The organism is Oceanobacter kriegii DSM 6294 (genome assembly GCF_000422845.1).
GTDB lineage: Bacteria > Pseudomonadota > Gammaproteobacteria > Pseudomonadales > Oceanobacteraceae > Oceanobacter > Oceanobacter kriegii.
Map to the genome: position 1 here is coordinate 359,632 of NZ_AUGV01000003.1, position 23,426 is coordinate 383,057.

A 23,426-nucleotide genomic window follows, 5' to 3' on the forward strand; every position below is an offset into this window, starting at 1 on the left:
GATTCACGCCAGCCTTGAACGTGCCGTACTGCCAGAGAAGCTGGCGGTGGTAACGCTGGCTGCAGGCAAGGGCTCGCGGATGAAGTCCGAACTGCCAAAAGTGCTGCACACACTGGCCGGCAAGCCCATGCTGCAGCATGTGCTCGACAGCGCCGGGCAGTTGCAGGGGGCGGAGCAGCATGTGGTGATTGGTCACGGTGCTGACAGCGTCCGCGACGTCATCGGTAAAGCCGGTGATTACCCGGTGCAGTGGGCGGTACAGGCGGAACAAAAAGGCACTGGTCACGCCGTGGCGCAGGCCATGCCCAACGTTGATGACGACGCCGTGGTGTTGGTGTTGTATGGCGATGTGCCCTTGATCGCGCCACAAACCCTGGCCGGTTTGCTGGCGAAAACGGCTGTTTCTGATGACAACGAAAGCGCGAACAACGCCGGCGCACTGGTCTTGCTGACCATTGAACTGGATAACCCGACCGGTTACGGCCGCATCGTGCGTAATGCCGCTGGAGAGGTACAGGCCATTGTTGAGCAGAAAGACGCCAGCGAAGCCGAGCGCCAGATTCGTGAAGTAAACACCGGCATTCTGGCGGTCTCGGCCAAGCACCTGAAGCGCTGGTTGCCGCAGTTGTCGTCCAACAATGCTCAGGGTGAATACTACCTGACCGACATTGTGGCACTGGCGGTGGCAGAAGGCGTTGAAGTGGTGGCCGAACACCCGTCCAGCGAGTTTGAAGTGCAAGGGGTTAACGACCGCCTGCAACTGGCAACCCTGGAGCGTGTGTATCAGGCGACCCAGGCTGACGACCTGATGCGGCTGGGTGTTGCCCTGGCCGATCCGGCACGACTGGATGTACGCGGCTCACTGGTGGTTGGTTCGGATGTATTTATCGACGTTGGCTGTGTGTTCGAAGGCCATGTGATTCTGGGCAACGGTGTTCATATCGGCCCTTACTGCGTGGTGCGCGACAGCGAAATCTCCGCTGGTAGCCGCATCGAAGCCTACAGCCACATCGACAATGCCAGCCTCGCCGAAGGCTGTAACATCGGCCCTTACGCTCGCCTGCGTCCGGGCGCCGATCTCGATACCGGCGCCCGCGTAGGTAACTTCTGCGAAGTGAAAAAAGCTCGCATTGGCGCCGGTTCCAAGGTCAATCACCTGAGCTACATTGGCGATGCCGACGTCGGTGAAGGCGTTAACGTCGGTGCTGGTACCATCACCTGTAACTACGACGGTGTGAACAAGTCGCTGACTCGCATTGGCGACAACGCCTTTATTGGTTCCAACTCGGCGCTGGTCGCTCCGGTGGAAGTAGGCGCTGGTGCCACCATTGCCGCCGGTTCGGTCATTACCAGCAAGGTGGATGACAACCAACTGGCCGTGGCGCGAGGCAAGCAACGCAACATTGATGGCTGGCAGCGACCAACCAAAAAGTCATAACGCCTTATTCGGCTCAATTCAGTTGTTTTTCGCCCTTTGAATGATGTTTCAGGGGGCGATTTCACTGCTATTTACTCATAACCAAAAGATATTATTCTTCGCTTTTTTAATCCGTAGAATCGCCGCCAATAGTTAACAAGCGAGTGATTCCATGACCCGATCTTCTCCCTGGGCGCTGCTGCCCATGCTGCTGTTTCTGGCCCTGTTTATTGGCAGTGGTGTGTACTACCAACTGCAAGGTGCCGACTTTGCTTTCTACAAAATCTCCGCACCGGTCGCCATTCTGCCTGCCATTGTGCTGGCGCTGCTGTTGGCCCGCGGCTCCATCAACGAACGTGTTGAAACCTTCATCAAAGGCTGTGGTGACCAGACCATCGTCACCATGTTGCTGATCTTCTTGCTAGCGGGTGGTTTTGCCAGCATGGGCAAGGCCATTGGCGGTGTCGAAGCGGCGGTGCACTGGAGCCTTGAGCTGGTGCCATCCATGCTGGTGCTGCCGGGCTTGTTTGTTGTTACGGCGTTAATGGCGACGGCGATGGGGACTTCGATGGGTACCATCGCCGCGGTGGCTCCGATTGCAGTGGGTTTGAGTGATGCCACTGGCATGGCCTTGCCATTGACCGTGGGTACTGTGATGGGCGGTGCCATGTTCGGTGATAACCTGTCGATCATCTCCGATACCACCATTGCCGCGACTCGCACCCAGGGTTGCAGTATGAAAGACAAATTCCGCCTGAACTTCCGCATTGCCTTGCCTGCGGCGCTGCTGACATTGGTCTGGCTGTTCTTCCAGGGCAGCGGCGAGGTGCCGGTTGAGCCGATGACCAGCAGTCTGATCAGTGTATTGCCCTATGCCGTGGTACTGATTCTGGCGGTGTCCGGCCTGAATGTTCTGGTGGTGCTGCTAACCGGTATTTTCCTCTCTGGTGTGATTGGTTTGATCAATGTGCCGGATTACACCGTGCAGCAGTGGTCGGCCGATATTTACGCCGGCTACACCGGCATGCAGGAAATCCTGATTCTGTCGTTGTTGATTGGTGGTTTGGGGGCGCTGATGAAGTCGGAGGGCGGCCTCAACTGGATTGCCAATCAGATTGATCGCTTCAGCCGGGTGGCCGCCAACAGTGGCAACCGTCGTCTGGGCGAAACCAGTATTGTGGCGAGCGTGCTGTTGTCGAACGCCTGTACGGCCAATAACACCGTGGCAATTCTGATTTCCGGCAGTCTGGCCAAGGACATTGCCGAGCGCTATCAGGTTGATCCGCGTCGCAGCGCCAGTTTGATGGACATCGCTTCCTGTGTGATTCAGGGCATTCTGCCTTACGGTGCGCAGATGCTGTTGGCCGCGTCGATTGCTGGCCTGTCACCACTGATGCTGGTTGGTTCAGTTGGCTATTGCTGGGCCTTGGGACTGATGTTGCTGCTGTCGGTCGTGCTGGGCTGGCCAAGACCGGCTAAACAGGCCTGATTCCCTTCCTGCAAGGCACACGGGCACATTTGCGACTAGGCTAAAGCTTTTGGTTCTCAGCTTTTGATCATTAGGGACCCTCTGAATAACTCAGTGCCCGCTCTGGATGACAGGGCGACGCTGAATCACGAAGCTGATTTGTAGGCCTGACGGGTCAAGTCAAAAATCAGCGACACAGAGTCAGCAATGCCCTGTCTTCCCCGTAGGGTGCTGCCTGCAGCCCGCCAGAACGGTGTTGGCGAACTTGGAAAGGACTCGTCATTCCGCTGCATTCGCCGCCTTGTTCTGACAACCTGCAGGACTCGCGCAGAGCTGTGCAGAGTTATTCAGAGGGTCCTTAGCTTTTTGTTTAGGGTGGAGTGTGCCTGTATGTTCTCTCGCGTCCGTTACAGCCTGATTCTGCTGTGTTGTCTGGCGTTGCCGGTTTTGGCAGCGCCACTGACCATCATTGCGGTGGACGAGCCACCGGCCAGCTTTCGCAATGACGTTGGTACGCTGGATGGCTATGTGATTGATCTGGTGCGGGCCATGCAAACCCAGCTGGGCAACCGCGACCACATTGTCATGATGCCCGAGCAACGGGCGTTAGAGATGGCCGATACCCAGCCCAATGTACTGCTGCTGGGCTTTACCCGTACTCCCGAACGCGAGCAGAAATACCATATGATCACGCCGGTGCTGAACAAGCCCTGGGTGCTGTATGGCCTCAAGGGCCGGTTGATGCCGTTTGGTCATGTTGAAGAGGCCCGTCGGCTCGATAGCATTGGGGTAGTACGCGGCGATGTGCGTGAAAAATTCCTCCACCAGAACGGCTTCGACAATCTGGTGGCGGTGGCGCGTCATGGTCTTAATGTGCGCAAGCTGCAAAGCCAGCGCATTTCAGCCTTGTTCTTCGAGCCATTGGGCATGGCTCACGAATGCCTGCGGCTGGCCGTCGATTGCCAGCAATTCGAGGAGCTGTACCGTCGGCGCTCGAATGACGTCTACCTGATGATGTCGCGCTCGGGCACCTCCGAAACCACTGCCAAAGCCTGGCAGGACGCCGCTGAGCAGCTGCGTCAGCAGGGCATCTTTGAAGCCATTGCTACTCAGTGGGCCGAGCGTATCCAGCAGGATTACGGTATCAAGAGCCGTTACCACGAGGGACGACTGGAGTTCTGACCTGGAGCTATTTGAGCTGGAGCTAGTGGATTTATTGAAGCCGGGCGCGGCGTTTTTGCCGCCAGCGAACCCAGCCAGTCCAGCACAACAGTGCGGGCACCAGGCCGCTAACAAACACCAGCATCCGGCCCAACAGGCCAAACACCTCTCCGTTGTGGAGCGGGTGCAGCCACTGCCAGAATAGGTCGCCAGCACGGGCGTCGGCAACGCGGCGTTGTGCTATTACCTCGCCGCTGCGGCGATCGATCCAGAGCTTGTTGTTGGCGAACCGGTAGCTGGCTTCTCCTTGGCTGAACTGATCCATATACACCCTTACCATCACAACGCCGGCTGGGTCTGCTGGCAGGTAGAGCCAGCGGATATCACCGCCGGGCAGTGTCTGGCGGGTGATTGTCAGTACCTGTTCCAGGCTGATCGGCGGCTGTCTGGGTGTTTCTGTTTCTGTTGATGGTGATGTCTGTGCGAGTGCCGCGGTCAGATCCGGCGTAGGACGGCTCGGTAACAGCGCACCGGTGGCCGGTTGGAACCAGCCCGGTTGCGCCAGAATCACGCCCGTCACAATCAGCCCCAGTACCACCGGCAAACTGTAGAGCGCTGCCAGATTGTGCAGTTGCAGGTTATTGCGAACCGGGTGGCCGGAAGGCCGCCAACGCAGTGCTTGCGGCCACTTGCGCCAATGGCTGGGCCACCACAGATACAAGCCCGACAGGGTTGAGATCAGCGCCAGAACGCCGACCACGGCGACGATCAAACGGCCGGGCAGGTCGACCAGCAGCTCAAAGTGCAGCTGATAGATCCAGGTCATCAGAGTCTGGCCCCAAAACCTCGGGGTTTGCTCAAGCGTGCAGGGATTAATGGATACCAGCAAAGGGGCGAAGGTCTCGCCTGCAGTTTCTGCCGGTTTCATATAACGGGCGGTCAGGGCTGACTGCTGCGCCGATGGCATCTCCAGTCGCCAACCGGACGAGCGTTCGGGATGGGCTGCCAACAGGCTCTGGTAAATCACGTCGAGGGACTGCGGCTGGCAGTCGTCAGCCACCACAATGTGAGGGTTCAGCCACTCGTCGATTTCCGGGTAAAACACCAGCGCGCTGCCGGTCAGGCCAATCAGCGCAAACAGCAGCCCGGCACTGAGTCCCAGCCACAGGTGCACGGTCAGCCACAGCTGGCGGGATTGGCGTTTGCCAGAACGGGGGTTTCGGGGTGAGGGGGAGGACATAACAACAGCAGGCTGGGGTCGGCAAATTCAAAGCGCCAGTGTAAAACAGCCTGACTGTCAGCACCTGCGACCGGGGTGAGACCAATTGTCGCAGGTGCAAAGCAGCTGTGTAGAGCAGAGCGGCGCCTCAGTCAGCGTCTTCCAGTTGCTCGGTGAGGTCCATCCATTCCATTTCGGCGTCTTCCAGCTGGCTCTTGATGGAGCCTTGCTGTTCCAGCGCCTTGCGCAGATCGTCCTTGCGACCGTCGTCATAGATGCTGGCGTCGCCCAATTGCTCTTCGACCTTGTCGAGCTGGCCTTGCAGCTTTTCGACCAGCTTTTCTGCGGCTTGTTGTTTCTTGCGCAGTGGTGCCAGACGCTGGCGGCGCTCGGCTTCCAGACGTTTCTGTTCCTTGCGGTCGACGGTTGGAGCCGCTTTCGGGGCGGTGCCTGAATCTGAGCCTGATGCGTCGGTAACGGCGATGTTTTCACGCTGATTCAGGTAATGATGGTAGTCGTCAAGGTCGCCATCGAACGGCTGTACCTTGCCGTGATCGACCAGCCAGTATTCGTCTACCGAAGCTTTCAGCAGGTGACGATCGTGGCTGACGATCAAAATGGCGCCGGGGAAGTTCTGCAACGCCAGCGTCAACGCTTCACGCATCTCGATATCGAGGTGGTTGGTTGGTTCGTCGAGAATCAGCAGATTAGGCTTCATCCAGGCCACGCAGGCCAGCGCCATACGGGCTTTTTCACCACCAGAGAAAGGCTCGATCACTTCCAATGCGCGGTCGCCGTGGAAGCCAAAACCACCGAGGAAGTTACGGATTTCCTGTTCGCTGGCCTTGGGCTTCAGGCGTTGCAGAATCAGCATGCCGGAGGCCGAGGTATCCAGCGACTCCAGCTGATGCTGGGCAAAATAGCCAATGCGAATGTGCTCGCCGTGGGTACGCTTGCCGGTCAACAGCGGGATTTCTTCGCAAAGGGTTTTCAGCAGCGTGGATTTACCGGCGCCGTTGGGCCCCAGCAAGCCGATGCGATGACCTGGAACGATCGACAGGCCAACGTTGGGCAGCAGGGTTTTGGTGGTGCTGTCTGGCAATTGATAGCCAAGATCGGCCTGATCCAGCGTCAGCAACGGCGTCGACATCTTTTCGTAGCACGGGAATTCAAAGCGGAATGGTGAGTCGACGTGGGCCGGTGCAATCAGCTCCATCCGTTGCAGTTCTTTCAAGCGGCTTTGGGCCTGCTTGGCTTTGGAGGCCTTGGCCTTGAAGCGGGTAACAAACTTTTCGATTTCGGCCACACGGGTTTGCTGCTTCTCGAACAGCACTTGCTGCTGGGCCAGTTTTTCGGCACGAATGCGTTCGTAGGCGCTGTAGTTGCCCGGGTACACGGTCAGCTGCTGGTCGTGCAGGTGGACAATATGATCGGCCACACCGTCGATGAAATCGCGGTCGTGGGAAATAAACAGCAGGGTGCCCGGGTATTTGCGAAGGTAGCCTTCCAGCCACAGGGTCGCTTCCAGATCCAGGTGGTTGGTGGGTTCGTCCAGCAGCAACAGGTCGGACGGCATCATCAGCGCCTGAGCCAGATTCAGACGAATACGCCAGCCACCGGAGAAGTCTTTTACCGAACGCTTGAGATCGGATTGTGAAAAGCCCAGACCGTGCAACAGCTGTTCGGCTTTTACCGGTACTTCGTAGCCCTTGTGCTGGTCCATCTGGTCGAGCCAGCGGGTCAGTTCGTTGTCGTCTTTGGCGTTGGCAATGCCGGCTTCGATTTCGCGGTAGGTCTTGTCGCCGTCGATGGCGTAGTCCAGCGCGGTGCGGTCGGTGGCGACCACTTCCTGCGCCATGTGCGCCTTGCGCCATTTTGCTGGCAAGGCCAGCTCGCCACCGTCTACACTCAGTTCACCGTTCAAAAGGGCGAACAGACTCGACTTGCCTGCCCCATTGGGACCGATCAAAGCGAGCTTTTGGCCATCATGAATGCGAAGACTGGCGTTTTTCAGTAGGGTTTGCGTACCCCTTTGCAGGGAAACCTGATTAAATTCGATCATTTTTTACGACGACAAAAGGAAGCGGCAATGGCGGCGCAGTGTGCCACAGAATCATTGGACAACCCACTGTGGCAGTTCGCATTGGATTTCTACCCGTTTGAGGACGCCGAAACCATTCTGTTGGAATGCCAACAGCAGGGTGCCGACGTGCTGTTGCTGCTGGGTGCCTTGTGGTTGGCGACCGACAACGGTGCCTGGCCCGACGACGAGGATTTTGATCTGGCGCTGGAAGGCTATTTGAGCTGGCGCAGCTCGGTGGTGGAGCCACTGCGCGGGGTTCGACAAACCCTGCCCAAGGCCGGTCGGGACGACGTCCGTGGCCAGTTCCGTGAACGCATCAAGGACCTTGAACTGGAAGCCGAGCATCTGGCGATGGCCGGTTTGCATGTGGTGCTGGATGAATTTGCCGATGAATGCCCGGAAGACGAGCCATTGCGCGACAGCGTGACGGAAAACCTGCGTCAGGTGCTGAAGCTGGATGGTGCCGATGTCTCACCGGCTTGTATGAACGCCCTTGTGGATAACTTGCTGGCGTTTGTGGTGGCAAAAGCCGCTGATCATCACGATGAGGTTGAGTCTGCTGACGACGACGTGGAGCAGGATGACATGGAGCAGAACGACGAGGACGATGCCTCGCAGCCCAGTGGAGACAATTAACGCCCCAGCTTGCGTTTGAATTCAATACTGGCGTGGACATCGTCCAGCCATTCCAACAGAGGCTCCCAGTGGGCCTCGTCTTTTGGGTCCCGGCCGGGATCATCAATCATGCCTTGTCCCAATTCACTGGTGCGAACATAGCCTTGGGTATCACGTAGCGACGTAATAAAGGGAATCTTCAGACTGCGCAGAAACAGCGCCAGCTTGTTGTACACCAGGGTGTTCTTGCGGGTGCGGTTGGCAACAACGGCAATGGAACGGCTGGTCTGGCGAAAACTGTGGCTCAGCATGATGTCGCGAATAAAGGTCGTGGCGGCCCTAATATCAATGGCGGAGGGCAGCACCGGAATAATAACGGCATCGCACTGGCGAATGCGGTCACTGAGGGCGTTGCCGGTCAGACCTGCCGGGGTATCAATAATGATGCGCTGGGTGTCACTTGGCACCCGTACATCAAACGAGCGGGTAACTTGCCCCGGCGCTGCCTTGCAGGCCACCACACCATGAATGGCGGGCAGCAGGTGGTCGCGGGCTTGCAGCCATTCGGTGGCGGATGACTGCGGGTCGTAGTCGATCAACGCCGTATTGAGGTGCTGACTGGCGTACAGGCTGGCAAGGTTGGTGGCGAGCGTCGTTTTGCCACAGCCACCCTTGGCGTTGGCAACCAACACCCGAAAGGGTTGTTCGTGCTGAATCACACGCACGTCTGGTTGTGCTTCCGCTGTTTGCAACATGCTCGTCTACCGATGGTTCCGTTCCGGATCAAAATGAGCGATGGCGAGTGCTCTGCTGGCTATGTTTTAACCAGTAATGCCCTTATATTGCAACCACCTGCATCCGGAATCTCTTTAACAGTCTAGAAGTTGACGCGAAAAATTCCCGTGAAATTGCCCTCTGGCCCTCAGAAATACCGACATTCTGTTGGAATCGGCAAGGTTGAACGGCAGTGAGCGATGAGCAAGAAGCAAGCATACTGTTCAAATGTTTCAAAACAGGACAAAAAGATCAAATCTCATACATAATTGATAATTATTGTCATTTGTATAAACTGCCGCGTTTTCAAGGGCGTCTGCCCGCTCGCTTCTGCTCCTCTGGTTGTATCTATGACTTCAAAACATCTTCTGGTACTGGCTGTTGCCAGTGCTTCTGTATCGTTGGCATATGCCGATGACAACGCTGCCACTGCGGATTCTGACGCCGTGGTCGACACTCTGGTGGTGACCGCCAAACAGCAATCCTGGTTCGAACAATCGTCCAGCACCGCCTTGAAGATGGAAGCTGCCCAGCTGGAGACGCCATTCAGCCAGAACACCATCAACGACACCATGCTGGAAGACCTGAAAGCCAGCACGCTGGAAGCGGCCTACGGCTATCTGGCCGGTGTATCGCGCTCGGGTGAAGCAGCCAACTCCTTCACCATCCGTGGTATGTCGGCCGACTTGCAGAACGTGCAGGTCGATGGTTTGCCGGGTCTGGTGTCTCGCTTTGGTGCGCCGGTAACGGCCAACCTGGAACGTGTCGATGTGCTGAAAGGCCCGGCATCGGTGCTGTACGGCCTGATGGAGCCAGGCGGTATGGTCAACATGGTGACCAAAAAGCCGGAAGCAGAATTTCACGGACAAGCGGATGTCTCGTACCAGAACTACGTTAATCAGAACAAGGGCGGTTACAACGGCTCGTTTGACGTTACGGGTGCCATGGATGACGACAGCGAATACCTCTATCGCCTGATCGGTGGTGCTGAGCACAGCAACAGCTTCCGCGACTACGTCGACACCAACACCCGTTACCTGTACCCGAGCTTCTCACGGGTATGGGCCGACAGCCGTCTGGACGTGCAACTGGAATACACCTACGAGAAACGCGGTGCAGACCAGGGTCTGGCTTTGGCCGATGGCACTGACCTGGATTCGGTTGAATCAATCGAAACCTACTATCAGGAGCCGGGCGACTTTGAACGCGATGAAGGCTACGCATTGGGCGTTTCCTACGTTCAGCAGCTGAACCGTGACGCCACCCTGAACGTGAAATGGCGCAGCGTGCTGCACGAAGACGAAAACCAGCGCTACGAGAACAACCGGGTCAACAGCGATGGCACCCTGCGTCGTCGTGACCGTCATCAGCTTAACCGTCGTGCTTACCACTTCCTCGATACCAGCGTGGCCTGGTCATTCGATGGCGCTGTGCGTCACGATTTGCTGGTGGGCATCAACGGCGGTTACGAATACCGTCAGTACGATCGTCTGGATTGGCGTACGTCGAGCACCCCGATTTCCATTGCCGACCCGGTTTACTATCAGGAAGACGAATCGATTGCGGATGTACCGGGCAGCATGCGCCGCTGGAAGCTCTACAACGCCGGTGTGTACGCCTTTGACCGCGTATACCTGAGCGATGCCTGGACGCTGGTTGCCGGTGCCCGCTACGACCAGCAGCAGGGTGATTACCGCCGTATCGATAACGACAGCGGTGACGCTACCCGCACCAGCAGTACCAACTACAACGCCGGTGTGGTGTATCAGCCAACCCTGACGACCTCGGTATACGCCAGCTACGCCGAGTCCTTCGATCCGCAAACCGTGGGCACGCTGGACGCCGATGGCGAGCAGCTGGACCCGGAGCAGGCCGAGCAATACGAAGTGGGTGCCAAGTACGCCTCTGAAGATCAGCGCCTGAACCTGCAACTGGCGTACTTTGATATCAACAAACACAACATCGTTGAAGAAAACGAAGCCGGTGATAACGAGCTGCTGGGCAGCGTGCACAGTCGTGGCGCCGAGTTCAACGGTCAGTACCAGCTGTCGGACGTGTGGCAGCTGCAAGCCAACTACGCCTGGGTCAATGCTCGCATTACCGATACCACCGACGCCGATACCCGCTACAACGCACCGGCCTTTGCACCGGTACATTCCGGCTCGGTATGGACCCGTTACAACTACCCGCAAATGGTGGCTGGTGGCTTCGTTGGTGGCAGCTTCGGTGCCAAATACCAGTCTGAGCGATACACCGGTACGGCATCTGGCAGTCGCGTGCGCTTGCCGGGTTACACCGTGATGGACATGGCGTTGTACTACGAGCGCATGAGCAGCAAGTACTCACTGACCGTCGCCAACCTGACCAACGAGGTGTACTACAGCGGTGGCCGTAATGCCCTGAAACTGTGGCCGGGTGCGCCGACCAAGGTCACCCTGTCGGCTCAGTTCGACTTCTGATATTCAGGTTGCGCGTTGGCCTGAACAACAAAGCAGAGCAGCCGCTCTGCTTTGTCGTATTTGGGGTTTGGGATACACTGGTGCGTGTATAGAACTGTAAAACGCTATCTCAAATACATGCCCAAGGGAACAGGCCGATGTTATCGACAAAAACATGGATCGTACTGGCAATCGTTGTGGGAGGTGCCTTTGCCTTCCCTTATGTGATGAAGAGCCAGATGGGCGAGCAGATGGAAGCCATGATCGACACCACACTGTCGACGGAGCAAACCCGCCAAACCTATTACAAATGGCAGGATGCCAACGGCAGCTGGCACTTTGGTGAAAAACCACCGGCTGGTGCCAATGCCATTGCTGTCAGTATTGATACCGCGGCTAATATTCTGGCTCCGGTCAAAGCCCCTGAACCGAAGGCAACTCTGGCCAAGGCCGAGCCCAAGGAAGATAAAATTGCCCCGCAAGACGCCTTTATGAACCCTGCGGCGGCCAAGCAGGCGATGGAAGATGCCAAGCAAATTCAAGAAATGCTGAACCAGCGCACCAAGGACATGGACGCGCTGATGCAGAACTGATCCAACGCTATTTCATTCGGAATAGCTGGCCGTCGGTGGTCACCGCGTAGTAATACGAGCCCGCAAAGGCCACGTCTTCCACCAGTACCCGGGGTTGGTTCCAGCTGAACGTGCTGCCCAGTTTCCATTGTTTTACCAGACTGCCATCGCTGGTTTTCCAGACAGCGACCAGACCATCGCTGCTGCCCGTCAGCAGATAACGACCATCGTGGGAAAACTTCACGGCGGAATAGTGGCCCGCGGGTTTGGCAATCTCGACCAGTTTGCGGCCGCTGCTGCTGTCCCAGATGACGCCGGGTTCCCGCATGGCCGAGGTAAACAGCCAGCGGCCATCGCGGCTTAATTCCACGGTTCTGACCTGATTACCGTGCTGCAGCCGCAGCAACTCCTTGCCACTTTCCAGCTGCCAGACCCGTGCCGTGAGGTCGTCGCTGCCACTGGCGATCAGACGATCGCTGCCATCAATCGAGACATCAAAGACCGTCCCCTGATGCTGCAAACGGTGGTAAATACCGCCGTTCTGAATATCAAAAATGGTGGCGGAATAATCCTGCATGGCCAGCGCGGCGTAACGGCCAGTGCCTGTCAGGGCAATGTCGAGAATATCGCCGGGGGCGTTCCAGAAGCTGAAGGCTTCGCCGGTTTGGCGAATCCACAGCACAATGGTGCGATTGGAAGCGGTGGCGACGAAGCGTTTGTCGTTGGAAAAGGCGCTGGCCAGAATTTCGGTTTGCGCGCCTTCGGCGTGATTCCAGTCGAAGTGCCGCTCTGGTGGCCAGCTGGACCAAAGGCTGCCGCCATGATGCAAACTGCCCACAAACAGCCAGCTGCCGTCGTGGCTGAAGCGGGCAGAGTAAAGCCCCTGACGGGCGACTTCACGTTGATCCTGTGGGCTTTCACCCTGTGGCATACAGCCGCTGAGTGCGGCAATAGCCAGAATCAGGCCCAGTAGCTGGCTGACGATGCCTTTCGTCATCGTGGGACTCTCCTGTCTGTTCAGACACGACGGATGGATAAGTCCATTAAGTCTAGACCACCAGAGGGCATGTTGCGGGCAGTGTCCGGCAAATCGCTGGTAACAGTGAATAAGCAAAAAGGAGAAAGCGAGAAGGGGAAGACGGGGGATAACGTTGGAATTAATAGCGCTGGCCTGTCGGGCGACAGACCAACGCTGATCAGGCCGATGGATCAGTCGGCAACGGCTTCGGCGTGGGCAGTGTGCAAACGCTCAATCAGCTGGTCTTCCAGCGCAAAGCGCTCTTCCAGCACTTCACCCAACAGCGACAGCGCCGCAGGCAGCTTGCCCAGTTGTTCCATATCGCAGTAGCGGTCGTAGTTGTCGTTGAAGTCGACGCACACGCCGGTCAGTTCATCCAGACGTGGCACGATGGTTTCGGCAAACTCGACACCGCCATCGTCAAACTCACGAGCTTCCGTCATCAGGCGTTCGTAAATATCGAAATGGCCTGCTGAGCAGTAATCCATCATGGTTTGGCAGAAGCCTTGCACCAGTTCAGCCAGTGGTGGCTGTTCCGGGCACAGCGGCTTGGCGGCAGACAGATTATAAAATTGAACGATCAGCGCCTGGCGGCTGTTCAGCCAGGTATCAACGACGGTGTGAACTCCACCCCAGCGTTCCTTGGCATTGTTGACTTTTTCGAGCATAGCGGGCTCCTGTTGCGGTCTCTGGAAACCTTGCTGTGTCGCAAGGGTTTGCCATAGGCCTGGAGTGATTCTTACGGTAGTTCTTCCGGCCCTGTCGACCAATATAGGCCCGGGCCAGAGGCGCAATCAAGCAGCTTTTTTGCCTTTTTGCGCTTGCGTTTTCGGGTGTCTGTGCTTGTTCAGGCCGCTTGCAGACGGTTGCCACGACGCCAGCTGATGATCAGGCTGATCACACCAACCACCGCAAACACGATGAAAATCAAACGCATCCATTGCGGCATGCTCATGTCCATGTACATCCAGGAAATATCGGCACAGTTGCCGTTGCCTTCCAGCATGATGTTCAGCAAGGCGTCCAGTGGCAGAGTGTCCATCAGGTACTCAAAGCTGGGGCCACAGGCCGGTACATCTTCCGGTGGCAGGTTCTGGATATAGACGTGGTGGTCGGCGACGAAGGCGCCACCAATGGCAAAGGCGCTGCCAAGCCCCAGCGACAGCCGGGAAGGAATCCGGAAGTTATCGAACAGGAATGCCAGCAAACAGAAAATACCCACCATCAGCACAAAGAAACGCTGGGCCATACACAGCGGGCAGGGCTCCATAAACTCGACAATTTCGAAGTAGTAGGCGGTGCCCAGCAAGGCGGCGCAAATAAAGAATCCGGCGAGGTACAGAAAACGAAGAGGGGTGGGGCTCATTGTGCTTCCCTGAAGTCAAATGGTTCGGTTGATATCGACAGTGGCCTGAATATATCACGGCCTTGTGTCATTCCTTTTGCGCAGTGACCGGACAAGCGCCGATCCCCTGCTAAGCTTGATGGTAAATCAGCAAAGTAAGGCCATCGGGAGTTGATTATGTTCCGCTTCATGGGAGTTTTTGTGGTGCTGCTGGCACTGCTGGGCACAGAGGCGCGTGCCGAGGAGGAAGCCGGGGGCGTTTCCAGCGTGCAGTACATCTATTTTGAGCCCGCGCTGGTGATCAACTTTGGCAGCACTGGCCGCATGCGTTACTTGCGTACGGAGATTGCCCTCAAGGTGTCGTCCTCGGAAGCGGCGGGAAAGGTCACCCAGCACAAGCCGTCGTTGCGTAACGCGCTGGTGTTCCTGCTGAGTGCCCAGGAACCCAAGGTAATTAACTCGTCGCAGGGACGTGAGTCGATACGCGGGCTGGCGCTGGAAGAGATGCGTCGCACCATGCAACGGCTGGAAGGCATGCCCTACGTGGATGACCTGTTCTTCAATACCTTTGTGGTGCAAAACTAGGGACCCTGGTGCCAAACCTGAACAGGCCAGCAATGCTGGCCTGTTTTGTTCTGGTTGACTGGTTGGTTCGGGTACTTAAAGCCGCTCAGCGATTCAGGTATTGATGCCGGAACTGATCGAAGGGCATGTCGTCGCCGGCTTCCAGTGCGGCCTGCTCTTCGAGCGACCGTTTGGCCTTGTCTTTCCAGTGCTGGGCGGTGGCGCCAGTCAGAGGCTCGGACATTGCCTTGCGGTGTTGGCAGGCCTGATCCAGCGTAAATTCAGCGAATTCCATACCGGTTTCTTTCAGCGTGTTCAGCACCATGGCGGACGGTGTCAGATTGGCATCGATCACCTTCAGGCGCTGTTGCTGGAGTGAGTCCTGATGGAAGCTGTGATGGTTGGCCTGATCCATGCGCAGAGCCAGATCGGCCATGTCGTCGAGTAACTCCAATCCCCAGTCTTGCAGGGAAATATCGTCGCCGCCACATTCGCGGCAGCGGCTCAGCATCAGCCCCGGCTCACGGCCGCGCATCACGGTTTTTTCCAGATTCTGGCGCAGACAGTTGAATTCAACATCATCAATCGGCGCACTGTCTTTCAGCAGACAGTACATCAGGAAGGTATCCATGAAGGCTGCTTGTGGCACGTCGATGCCAACCGGCAGGTACGGGTTCAGGTCGGTACAACGCACTTCGATGTATTCAACGCCGTAGCGGTCCAGCGACTGCAACGGTTTTTCGCCGTGTTTGGCCACCCGTTTAGGGCGAATGTCGCTGTAGAACTCGTTTTCAATTTGCAGCAGGTTGGTATTCAGCTGCATGTAGTCGCCAGCGTCGTTCTGAACCCCCATGTCCTGATAACGCGGCTCCTTGATTTCCATTGCGGCACCGAGGGTGCGGACATAGTCATCAACGCTGTTGTAACACACGCGCAAGCCGGCCTGAGCGTTGTTGGTATAACCCAGATCGCTCATACGCAGGGAGGTGGCGTAAGGGGCGTACAAGGTGTGTTTATGCAGGGTTTCGAGGTTGTGCTGTTTGCCTTCGAGGAAGGTGCGACACACCGCTGGCGAAGCACCAAACAGGTACAACAACAGCCAGGAATAACGGCGGAAGTTACGGATCAGACCAAAATAACGGCGCGAGACAAAATCCTGCATGGATTCGCCAGCCACGTCATCCTGCTGCTTCAACGCCTCCCACAGGCTATCCGGCACCGAGAAGTTGTAATGAATACCGGCAATGCACTGCATGATGCGGCCATAACGGTGCCACAAACCATGACGGTAAACGTGCTTCAGACGACCAATATTGCTGCTGCCATAGTCGGCAATAGGGACCGACATTTCACCATTCAGCACACACGGCATGGAGCTTGGCCAGATCAGCTCGGCCTCCATCTGGCTGAAAGCAAAACGGTGCGCGACATCCAGACTGGCAATGGCCTCGTGGGCACTGCCATACACCGGCGTAATAAACTCCAGCAGCGCTTCCGAATAATCCGTGGTGATGCTCGGGTGCGTCAGCGTTGAACCCAGACCTTTGGGATGCGGTTTCTGACTGATCACGCCTTCATTGGAGCAACGCAGCCCCTCTTTTTCGATACCACGCTGCAAACGCGCCAGCGCCGCAGCAACGGTGTCATCTCCAAGCATATCCAGTGCTTGCTGGTACGCAGGATCTCGGGAGGCAATGGTGGAAGTTGTAGTGGCCAAGGTCGTCTCGATTCCGGGCAAATATCGGCGCAGTATAAAAGAAACTGGCCAGCGGTAGTACGGGGCGAATCGGGCACAACAGAAAATCACTTTTCCAAATCGCTGCACAGGTCTCATACAGGGATAAAGTTTCGTCTACAGGCTCTGAACTGTGATGACTTACCGGAATTAAGCAAAACAGGGCATGAAACTGGCGGCAATTTTATTGACCGCGCAAGGAATGCCCGAATGCAAGCCGATCGAAACACCCCTTATACCGTCCAGAAAGGCGACTGCCTCTGGGACTTGTCGCAACGCTTCTATAAAGATCCGACCCTGTGGCCGGTGATTTTCAACTACAACAACCAGCCTCGGGTCGTATGCGAGACTGGCACCGTGATTCTGGACCCGGATCTGATTCTGGTTGGCCAGAAGCTGGTGATTCCAGCGGCGAACAAAGCCAAGGCGGTGGATCGCATTAAGATGATTCGGGTCAGAGACGAAATCATCGAGAAGCGGAAACAACTCTCCGCCAAGGGCGTCAATGAAGATCGTATCGTCAGTCGCTATATGTGCAGCAACAAGTCGTTGCCCAATGGAGAGAAGCCACTTGGGCATGCCAAGGCAAAGATGATTGACGCTCCAAAAGTAGAAATTGATCTGGGCAAAGTCGAGCTTCGCAAGGTGAAGACACCCATGGTCACCATGACGATGGAGATGGAGGGCAAACTGCTGGTGGAAATCAAAAACGACTCTGACTTGTCGACCACCATCAAGCAGTCTGGCGCTATTGAGCTGGCTACTCAAAAAGAAGCTGAAACAATCGTTGGTAAGTTGATTGCAGATACCAAGCTGGAATTGGATAAAGCAACGGGCTCGGTGAAGTTGTCCTCGGGAATTGCGGCACAACTCAACGGTGTAAAAGTCAGTATGGAAGCCGCGGTGGTTGATGGAAAGCCCGCACTGAAAGGTAGCCAAACCTTCAACTTTTCCAAGGCCAAGGTGGGACGTGCGACGGTTTTGGGGACAGAGATTACGGTAGCAATCGTTGCTGTTATGGATAATCCCGAGGGTAAAAAAGGTGATCGTAGTGCGTTTCAGCAACAGAGTGAGACCATTTGGGATGACTTGGGTAGTTCGTTGGGCGCAGGTGGAATCATACTCACGGCAGTGGGCCTTATCGTTGGGACGATTATTGAGGACTTTCTGACCGCAGGTCTTGGTATTGCTGACGACGCCGTCTGTTTTGCGCTTGCAGCCGCGATGATTCGGGGGGCATTAGTAATAGGCACCAAACCGATTGGCAGAATTACAATGCGACTAGGCCGTTATGCTACAAAGATAGAGTCGAGTTTGATCAGCTTTGCTCAACGTACTGAAAAAGTAGTGTATGAAACAGCGGGTAAAGCTCGTACATGGGCAGCCGGGATTCTGGGCGTTTCAACACCTGCGATTGCCAATGTGGATACGGATATAGACCTTGTTGATGAGTAAAAAAAACCTTAAGTATGTTGTTTATTCTTTTTTTCTTTTCCTTTCGATTGAAATTATCGTTCAGTCGAAAGGATACGGAATAATAGACTATTTGAAGTCGGTTACTATTTTTGAAGAATATGATAGCCGACTCGAAAGTTCACTTGGTGTTAAGTTCAGTAATGGTTTGACTGGTGATGTCACTCCCGAGAGCTGGAAGAGTACTAGTCAGATTGGAACGGAAAACTCGGGTGAGCCGGTTGAGTCCAAAGCCAGGGTAATTCATCTTTTTGAATTGTTAAGTGACGAAGTACGAGTGCTTCCAGATAGTGTTAAATCTGATCTTAAAATTGTCGTTATAGTGTCTCATCTGGTAAATCGAGGGCTAAGCTCAGGAGGGACCTATGATCCCGGCCTCGGCGCTTTGTACATAGCTACGGAGTCAGATTCTGGGGTTGTACCAGATGAATATGTTGCTTCTACGTTCCATCATGAGCTTAGCTCCATGCTAATGGAAAAATACTCTTTCGATGAGATCGGCTGGAGAAATATTCTGGGTAAGGATTTTAAGTATGAGTCGGATAAAAATCCTTTCTATTTTATTGCTGTGCTGGAGCGCGACGTTGAAATAAAAGAAGAAGAATATTACTTCAAACGAGGCCTTGTTTCCTATTACGGCGAGACGGGAGTCGAGAATGATTACAACGAATATGTTGGCATGATTTTCTCTGAGCCGGAAAAAATGAGATCACTGATTTCAGAGTATCCAAAAATCAAAGAGAAATATGCCTATATAAAATCCTTCTACCTGTCCATTGATGAGGGGTTTAAACCCTCCTTCGACAAGATAGACGCAGGCTAAGGAGCAGCCATGTTTTCCAGTAAACCAACCACGCAGCAAGTAGCGTGGTACACATTGTTTATCCATCTTGCCGTGATGTTCGGCTTTGAAGCGCTGTTTAACTGGTTGCAGACAGGTGATGCCTTCACATGGTCAATCGTCGCGTATTTTGTCTTGTTCCTGGTCTTGAGACGCGGGGTGGCAAGGCATCATCGCGCGGGTATGTCGGCAGCTCATGCCGGGAATTTTGAACAGGCGATGCAGCACTTCAAGGACAGCTACGACTTTTTCAGTCGGCACCAGTGGATCGATAAGGGGCGTTATCTGTTTCTGTTGTCTTGTAGCAAGCCTTGTTACCGGGAGTTAGCGCTGGTGAATATCGGCAGCTGTCTGGTGCAGCTGGAGCGTGGAGAGGAGGCAATTGCTGCCTTCGAACGGGCGTTGCAGGAGTTTCCAAACAGTGATCTGGCTAAACAGACAATGAAGACCATTCGGACGTTTTCAGCAGCGACGTAATCCAAAGGCCCCTGATGATTCCAATCAGGGGCCTTTGTTTCTACTTACTTCTTCTTTGCGTTGGCAAACGCTGCAGCCAGTGCGCCAGCCATGGCACCCTGACCTTGCTGGTTGCCACCAAAAGACGTCTTTTGGCTCTTGCCGCCGCCATTACCTGAACGACGGGATTGGCTGCGCTTATCACCACCACCGAGTTTTTCCGCGGCTTTTTCGTTGGCGTCGTCGCTCATACGCATCGACAGGCCAATACGCTGGCGTGGTACGTCGACTTCCATCACCTTCACTTTAACGATGTCACCGGCTTTGACGACGTCGCGCGGGTCTTTCACAAAGGTGTCGGACAGTGCCGAGATGTGCACCAGGCCGTCCTGATGCACGCCGATATCAACGAATGCACCAAAGGCGGCGACGTTGGTAATGACGCCTTCCAGCACCATGTTTGGCTTGAGGTCGGAGATCTTTTCGACACCTTCCTGGAATTCAGCGAACTTGAACTCAGGACGCGGATCGCGGCCCGGCTTTTCCAGCTCGGCCAGAATGTCCTTGATGGTGATCACACCGGTCTGTTCGGTGGCGAACTTCTCGGCGTTGACGGCTTTCAGCAAACCACGGTCGCCCACCAGGCTCTTGATATCACGGCCGGATTCTTGCGCGATGGTTTGCACCACCTTGTAGGATTCCGGGTGCACTGCTGACGCGTCGAGTGGGTTGCTGCCGTCCATAATGCGCAGGAAACCTGCCGCCTGTTCGAAGGTCTTTGCCCCCAGGCGTGGTACCTGTTTCAGGTCGTCACGGCTGTTGAAGCGACCGTTAGTGTCACGGAAGGCAACGATGTTGTTGGCCAGTGTGCTGTTCAAACCGGAAATACGGCTCAGCAGCGGCGCGGAGGCCATGTTGAGGTCGACACCAACCGAGTTCACACAGTCTTCAACAACGGCGTCCAGTGAACGCGCCAGTTGGCTCTGGTTCACGTCGTGCTGGTACTGGCCCACACCAATGGACTTCGGTTCGATTTTCACCAGTTCCGCCAGCGGGTCTTGCAGACGGCGGGCGATGGACACGGCGCCACGAATGGTCACGTCCAGATCCGGGAATTCCTTTGCGGCCAGTTCGGAGGCGGAGTACACCGACGCGCCGGCTTCGTTGACCATGATTTTCTGGACCTTCTGGCTGGCGTCCAGTTTTGGATTGATCTTCTTCAGCATGTCGCCGACGAACTTGTCGGTTTCACGGGAGCCGGTACCGTTGCCGATGGCAATCAGTTGTACGCCGTGTTTGGCGATCATGGCCATCAACACCGCTTCGGATTCGGCGAACTTGTTCTGTGGCGGAGTGCAGTAAACAGTGCTGTGGTCGACCACCTTACCGGTGTTATCCACAACCGCCACTTTCACACCGGTACGCAAGCCCGGGTCCAGGCCCATGGTCACCTTGGAACCCGCAGGTGCTGCCAGCAGCAGGTCCTTGAGGTTGTCGGCGAATACCTTGATGGCAGATTCTTCGGCCACTTCGCGTAGCTGGCCAACCAGTTCGGTTTCCAGGTGCGTCAGCAATTTGATGCGCCAGGTCCATTTCACCACTTCGGCCAGCCAGCGGTCGGCAGCACGTTGTTCGTTTTTAATGGCAAAGTGCTCGGCAATCATGGCTTCGCAAGGGCTGCTGGCCAGCTTGTCTTCCAACTCGGCAGCGGTGGCCAGTGAAAAATTCAACACGCCTTCGTTGCGGCCACGCAGAATCGCCAGCGCACGATGGCTTGGCACGCTTTTCAAAGCTTCGTCGTGTTCGAAGTAGTCAGCGAACTTGGCGCCTTCGTTTTCCTTGCCCGGTACCACGCGCACCGAGAGCGTGGCCTCCTGCTTGAGGAACTGACGCAGTTTGGCCAGCAGGTTGGCGTCTTCAGCGAAGCGTTCCATCAGGATGTACTTGGCGCCATCCAGCGCAGCTTTGGTGTCGTTGACGTCTTTTTCGCTGTTAATAAAGGCGGCCGCTTCGGCTTCCGGGTTCAGGTCCGGGTTGTCTAACAGGCGATCGGCCAGCGGCTCCAGACCGGCTTCAATGGCGATTTGGCCCTTGGTGCGGCGCTTCTTCTTGTACGGCAGGTACAAATCTTCCAGACGGGTCTTGGTATCGGCACCCAGAATGTCGCGCTTCAGCTCGTCGCTGAGTTTGCCCTGTTCTTCAATGCTTTTGAGAATGGCATCGCGGCGGTCTTCCATCTCGCGCAGGTAGCGCAAGCGTTCTTCCAGCGTCCGCAGCTGGCTGTCGTCCAGCGAGCCGGTGACTTCCTTACGGTAGCGGGAAATAAAGGGAACCGTTGCCCCTTCATCCAACAGGCCAACAGCAGCGCTGACTTGTTGCGGGCGAATGTTGAGTTCTTCGGCCAGGCGTTGGCCAATGGATTCGAGCAGCATAGGGAAGGGGGTCCGTCTTGTTTCTTCTGAATTCGATGGCTCTGTGATCGCTGGAAAACACAGTTTGTATGGTTAAATATACAGGGGTTAGGGTAGCACGAACCAGTGACATTTTGAGTAAATCCCGCCCTTTGGCAGGATTTACCCTGTGTAGAATGCCTGTAACTGGCTTATTTGCCTTCAATCTCGCGTGAGTAGCTCAACCGCTTGGCAGCATCCAGCGTCAGCAGTTGCATAAAGGCCTGGACTTCGGAGTCCGAACCGGTCGGTGCGCCTGAGCCACTGCCGCTACCAAAGACGTTGGTAGGGACGGCACGGCGAGCAAAGGCGTCAGCCCAGGTTTTCTGGATTTCGATTTCAGCTTGCAGTTTTTGGGCAAGGGCGTTGTCGGCCTTCAGAATCACTTCTTTCTGGTAGGCTTCAGCATCGGCCAGGGTGCGCTGGGTTTCCGCTTCGATGCGGGCTTTCTCCAGTTCGATCTGGGCGGTTTCCTTGGCAATTTCCGCCTGTTCTTTCAGCTTCTGGGCGTTGGTTAAAGCCAGCTGCTTTTCGGTCTCTGCTTCAGTCGTCCGTTGAATCTGTTCCACCTTGGCTTGCGCCTGACGCTCGGCCACTTCGCGTTCACCCTTGGCGATTGCCAGCAAGCGCTGTTCTTCTTCCTGTATCCGTTGTTCCCGGGCGATGGCGCGGTCGGCGGAGGCTTTTTGCTTCAGCTGCATGCGTTCAACAAACTTGTTGTTGGGGCGCATGTCGGTGACGCGGGCGTCCAGTACGGCGATGCCCAAATTGGTGAATTTCTGTACTTTGCGGCGAGGTTGGCCGTCTTCGCCCAGTACCTTGTTAACCACAAAGGTGGTTTTGGTTTCGTCGCCGTATTCCTGTTGGTTTTTGCCCAGAGAGGCGTTGGCGGTACTGGTGACTTTGCGGCCGGTGCTTTTGAGAATTTCTTCCCGGCGCACGATGTAAATGCCGCTGTTCATCTGATTTTCGAATTCGGTATTGAATTCGGAGCGGCTGCCCGAGTAGTACTCTTCCGCGCTCATCAATGACGCGGTGGCTTGCAGGGTTTCCTTGAACGCAGGCATCAGAGCGGTGCGCAGCAGGTTCTCGGGGGAGCGGTATTCATGGGCCAGTTTGAGGAAGTTTTGCTCGTCCTCCGGAATCGAGAAGCGCACGGTGGCTTCGGCATCGGCATCAACCTGATCGAGGAACATGATGTTCAGTGGTGGCAGTATCGCGCTGGCGTCAGACTGGTCACTTTCGGCATCCAGTCGCTCCGAACGGCCGGCAATGGCTTGCACGGTCATGGAGCGCTTCCAGGCGTTGTAACGGCCAAACAGGTAGACGTTATAGCCCACGTCCGAGACCACTTTTTCGTCACCAGTGATGGTGCGGACGTGGTAGATATAGCCGGGTTCGGCGTAGAAGAATATCTGGTTGAATGCGCCTAGCATAAAGGACAGTACGGCAGCGCTGATCAGTACCGGCGTGACCTGGGTTGGTATGTCGTAGCCCAGCGCATCCAGTCGCTCGTTGATTTCGTCCGGCGTTTTGCCCTGGCTTTCCAGCTCTGAACGAATGCGTTCAATTTTCATACGTTGTGCTGAGCGCACAAAGCCCAAACCAATGATCGCCAGAATACAGACGACGCCGACGAATATGCCCCAAAAAGCCATCGTAGATACTTCCTTGTGTTATTGAAGGGGCGCAATCATATATCGATTGGATGACCAAATGGCGTGATGTGGTGGGGCTTTTCAAGCCCTTCTGGTGCGGGTTAACGGAAGAAAAGCGGCGGGTGGCCCGGCAAGCGAG

Annotated in this window: 19 protein-coding genes; 10 read left to right on the plus strand and 9 right to left on the minus strand. The window is 55.8% G+C overall.

Features of this window, described 5'->3' with window-relative positions; genetic code table 11:
* Positions 1–79: 79 nt before the first annotated feature.
* The 3 genes from glmU (at position 80) to G516_RS0101610 (ending at position 4,067) form a co-directional block, all read left to right on the plus strand.
* Positions 80–1,438 (plus strand): bifunctional UDP-N-acetylglucosamine diphosphorylase/glucosamine-1-phosphate N-acetyltransferase GlmU, encoded by a 1,359-nt coding sequence (gene glmU / locus G516_RS0101600; RefSeq protein WP_051218878.1) that lies wholly within the window; start codon positions 80–82, stop codon positions 1,436–1,438.
* 151 nt (positions 1,439–1,589) lie between these two features.
* The gene (locus G516_RS0101605; RefSeq protein WP_028292169.1) at positions 1,590–2,906 is read left to right on the plus strand and encodes a Na+/H+ antiporter NhaC family protein; all 1,317 of its coding nucleotides are present in this window, start codon (positions 1,590–1,592) and stop codon (positions 2,904–2,906) included.
* Between the two features lie 369 nt (positions 2,907–3,275).
* Positions 3,276–4,067, plus strand: a complete 792-nt coding sequence (locus G516_RS0101610) for a substrate-binding periplasmic protein (RefSeq protein ID WP_028292170.1) — start codon at positions 3,276–3,278, stop codon at positions 4,065–4,067.
* 31 nt (positions 4,068–4,098) lie between these two features.
* Here G516_RS0101610 and G516_RS0101615 read toward each other — a convergent pair whose 3' ends face one another.
* Positions 4,099–5,286, minus strand: a complete 1,188-nt coding sequence (locus G516_RS0101615) for a PepSY-associated TM helix domain-containing protein (RefSeq protein WP_051218827.1) — start codon at positions 5,284–5,286, stop codon at positions 4,099–4,101.
* Between the two features lie 127 nt (positions 5,287–5,413).
* Positions 5,414–7,327 carry an ATP-binding cassette domain-containing protein gene (locus G516_RS0101620; protein WP_028292172.1) on the minus strand — a complete coding sequence of 638 codons (1,914 nt, stop codon included), beginning with the start codon at positions 7,325–7,327 and terminating at the stop codon, positions 5,414–5,416.
* A 27-nt stretch (positions 7,328–7,354) separates the two neighbouring features.
* Between G516_RS0101620 and G516_RS23630 the strand changes: the two genes are divergently transcribed.
* Positions 7,355–7,984, plus strand: a complete 630-nt coding sequence (locus G516_RS23630) for a TIGR02444 family protein (protein WP_051218828.1) — start codon at positions 7,355–7,357, stop codon at positions 7,982–7,984.
* Here the strand turns inward: G516_RS23630 and G516_RS0101630 are convergent.
* Positions 7,981–8,718 carry a ParA family protein gene (locus tag G516_RS0101630; protein WP_051218829.1) on the minus strand — a complete coding sequence of 246 codons (738 nt, stop codon included), beginning with the start codon at positions 8,716–8,718 and terminating at the stop codon, positions 7,981–7,983. The two genes, G516_RS23630 and G516_RS0101630, sit on opposite strands and share 4 nt — an antisense overlap.
* Before the next feature lie 369 nt (positions 8,719–9,087).
* Between G516_RS0101630 and G516_RS0101635 the strand changes: the two genes are divergently transcribed.
* Both G516_RS0101635 and G516_RS0101640 read left to right on the plus strand, forming a co-directional pair.
* Positions 9,088–11,196: a TonB-dependent siderophore receptor gene (locus tag G516_RS0101635; protein WP_051218830.1), complete on the plus strand. Its 2,109-nt coding sequence runs from the start codon at positions 9,088–9,090 to the stop codon at positions 11,194–11,196.
* A 137-nt stretch (positions 11,197–11,333) separates the two neighbouring features.
* Positions 11,334–11,768, plus strand: coding sequence for a DUF4124 domain-containing protein (locus G516_RS0101640; protein WP_028292175.1), 435 nt, complete (start codon positions 11,334–11,336; stop codon positions 11,766–11,768).
* 7 nt (positions 11,769–11,775) lie between these two features.
* Here the strand turns inward: G516_RS0101640 and G516_RS0101645 are convergent, their stop codons facing one another.
* The 3 genes from G516_RS0101645 to G516_RS0101655 all read right to left on the minus strand — a co-directional run bounded on the left by G516_RS0101645 (position 11,776) and on the right by G516_RS0101655 (position 14,131).
* On the minus strand, positions 11,776–12,744 hold the full coding sequence (locus tag G516_RS0101645; protein ID WP_028292176.1) for a WD40 repeat domain-containing protein: 969 nt from the start codon (positions 12,742–12,744) through the stop codon (positions 11,776–11,778).
* A gap of 212 nt (positions 12,745–12,956) precedes the next feature.
* Positions 12,957–13,433, minus strand: a complete 477-nt coding sequence (locus G516_RS0101650) for an Rsd/AlgQ family anti-sigma factor (protein WP_028292177.1) — start codon at positions 13,431–13,433, stop codon at positions 12,957–12,959.
* Positions 13,434–13,612: 179 nt separating this feature from the next.
* The gene (locus G516_RS0101655; protein WP_028292178.1) at positions 13,613–14,131 is read right to left on the minus strand and encodes a disulfide bond formation protein B; all 519 of its coding nucleotides are present in this window, start codon (positions 14,129–14,131) and stop codon (positions 13,613–13,615) included.
* Between the two features lie 156 nt (positions 14,132–14,287).
* On the opposite strand from G516_RS0101655, the gene G516_RS0101660 reads away from it, so the two are divergent.
* Complete coding sequence (locus G516_RS0101660; RefSeq protein WP_051218831.1) at positions 14,288–14,695, plus strand: flagellar basal body-associated FliL family protein; 408 nt, start codon at positions 14,288–14,290, stop codon at positions 14,693–14,695.
* A gap of 85 nt (positions 14,696–14,780) precedes the next feature.
* On the opposite strand, the gene gshA is transcribed toward G516_RS0101660, so the two are convergent.
* On the minus strand, positions 14,781–16,391 hold the full coding sequence (gshA, locus tag G516_RS0101665) for a glutamate--cysteine ligase (protein ID WP_245582582.1): 1,611 nt from the start codon (positions 16,389–16,391) through the stop codon (positions 14,781–14,783).
* Positions 16,392–16,619: 228 nt separating this feature from the next.
* Between gshA and G516_RS0101670 the strand changes: the two genes are divergently transcribed.
* From G516_RS0101670 to G516_RS20630, 3 genes are read left to right on the plus strand one after another with little or no spacing between them, the layout of a single operon-like run.
* Positions 16,620–17,864, plus strand: a complete 1,245-nt coding sequence (locus tag G516_RS0101670) for a LysM peptidoglycan-binding domain-containing protein (RefSeq protein WP_028292181.1) — start codon at positions 16,620–16,622, stop codon at positions 17,862–17,864.
* Entirely contained in the window at positions 17,857–18,705 is an 849-nt protein-coding gene (locus G516_RS0101675) for a hypothetical protein (protein WP_028292182.1), read from the plus strand. The genes G516_RS0101670 and G516_RS0101675 overlap by 8 nt, the downstream gene beginning before the upstream one ends.
* Before the next feature lie 9 nt (positions 18,706–18,714).
* Positions 18,715–19,200: a tetratricopeptide repeat protein gene (locus tag G516_RS20630; protein ID WP_051218832.1), complete on the plus strand. Its 486-nt coding sequence runs from the start codon at positions 18,715–18,717 to the stop codon at positions 19,198–19,200.
* Positions 19,201–19,244: 44 nt separating this feature from the next.
* Here the strand turns inward: G516_RS20630 and G516_RS0101685 are convergent, their stop codons facing one another.
* Positions 19,245–21,611 carry a Tex family protein gene (locus G516_RS0101685; RefSeq protein ID WP_028292183.1) on the minus strand — a complete coding sequence of 789 codons (2,367 nt, stop codon included), beginning with the start codon at positions 21,609–21,611 and terminating at the stop codon, positions 19,245–19,247.
* 170 nt (positions 21,612–21,781) lie between these two features.
* The gene (locus tag G516_RS0101690; protein ID WP_245582583.1) at positions 21,782–23,287 is read right to left on the minus strand and encodes an SPFH domain-containing protein; all 1,506 of its coding nucleotides are present in this window, start codon (positions 23,285–23,287) and stop codon (positions 21,782–21,784) included.
* Between the last annotated feature and the right edge of the window lie 139 nt (positions 23,288–23,426).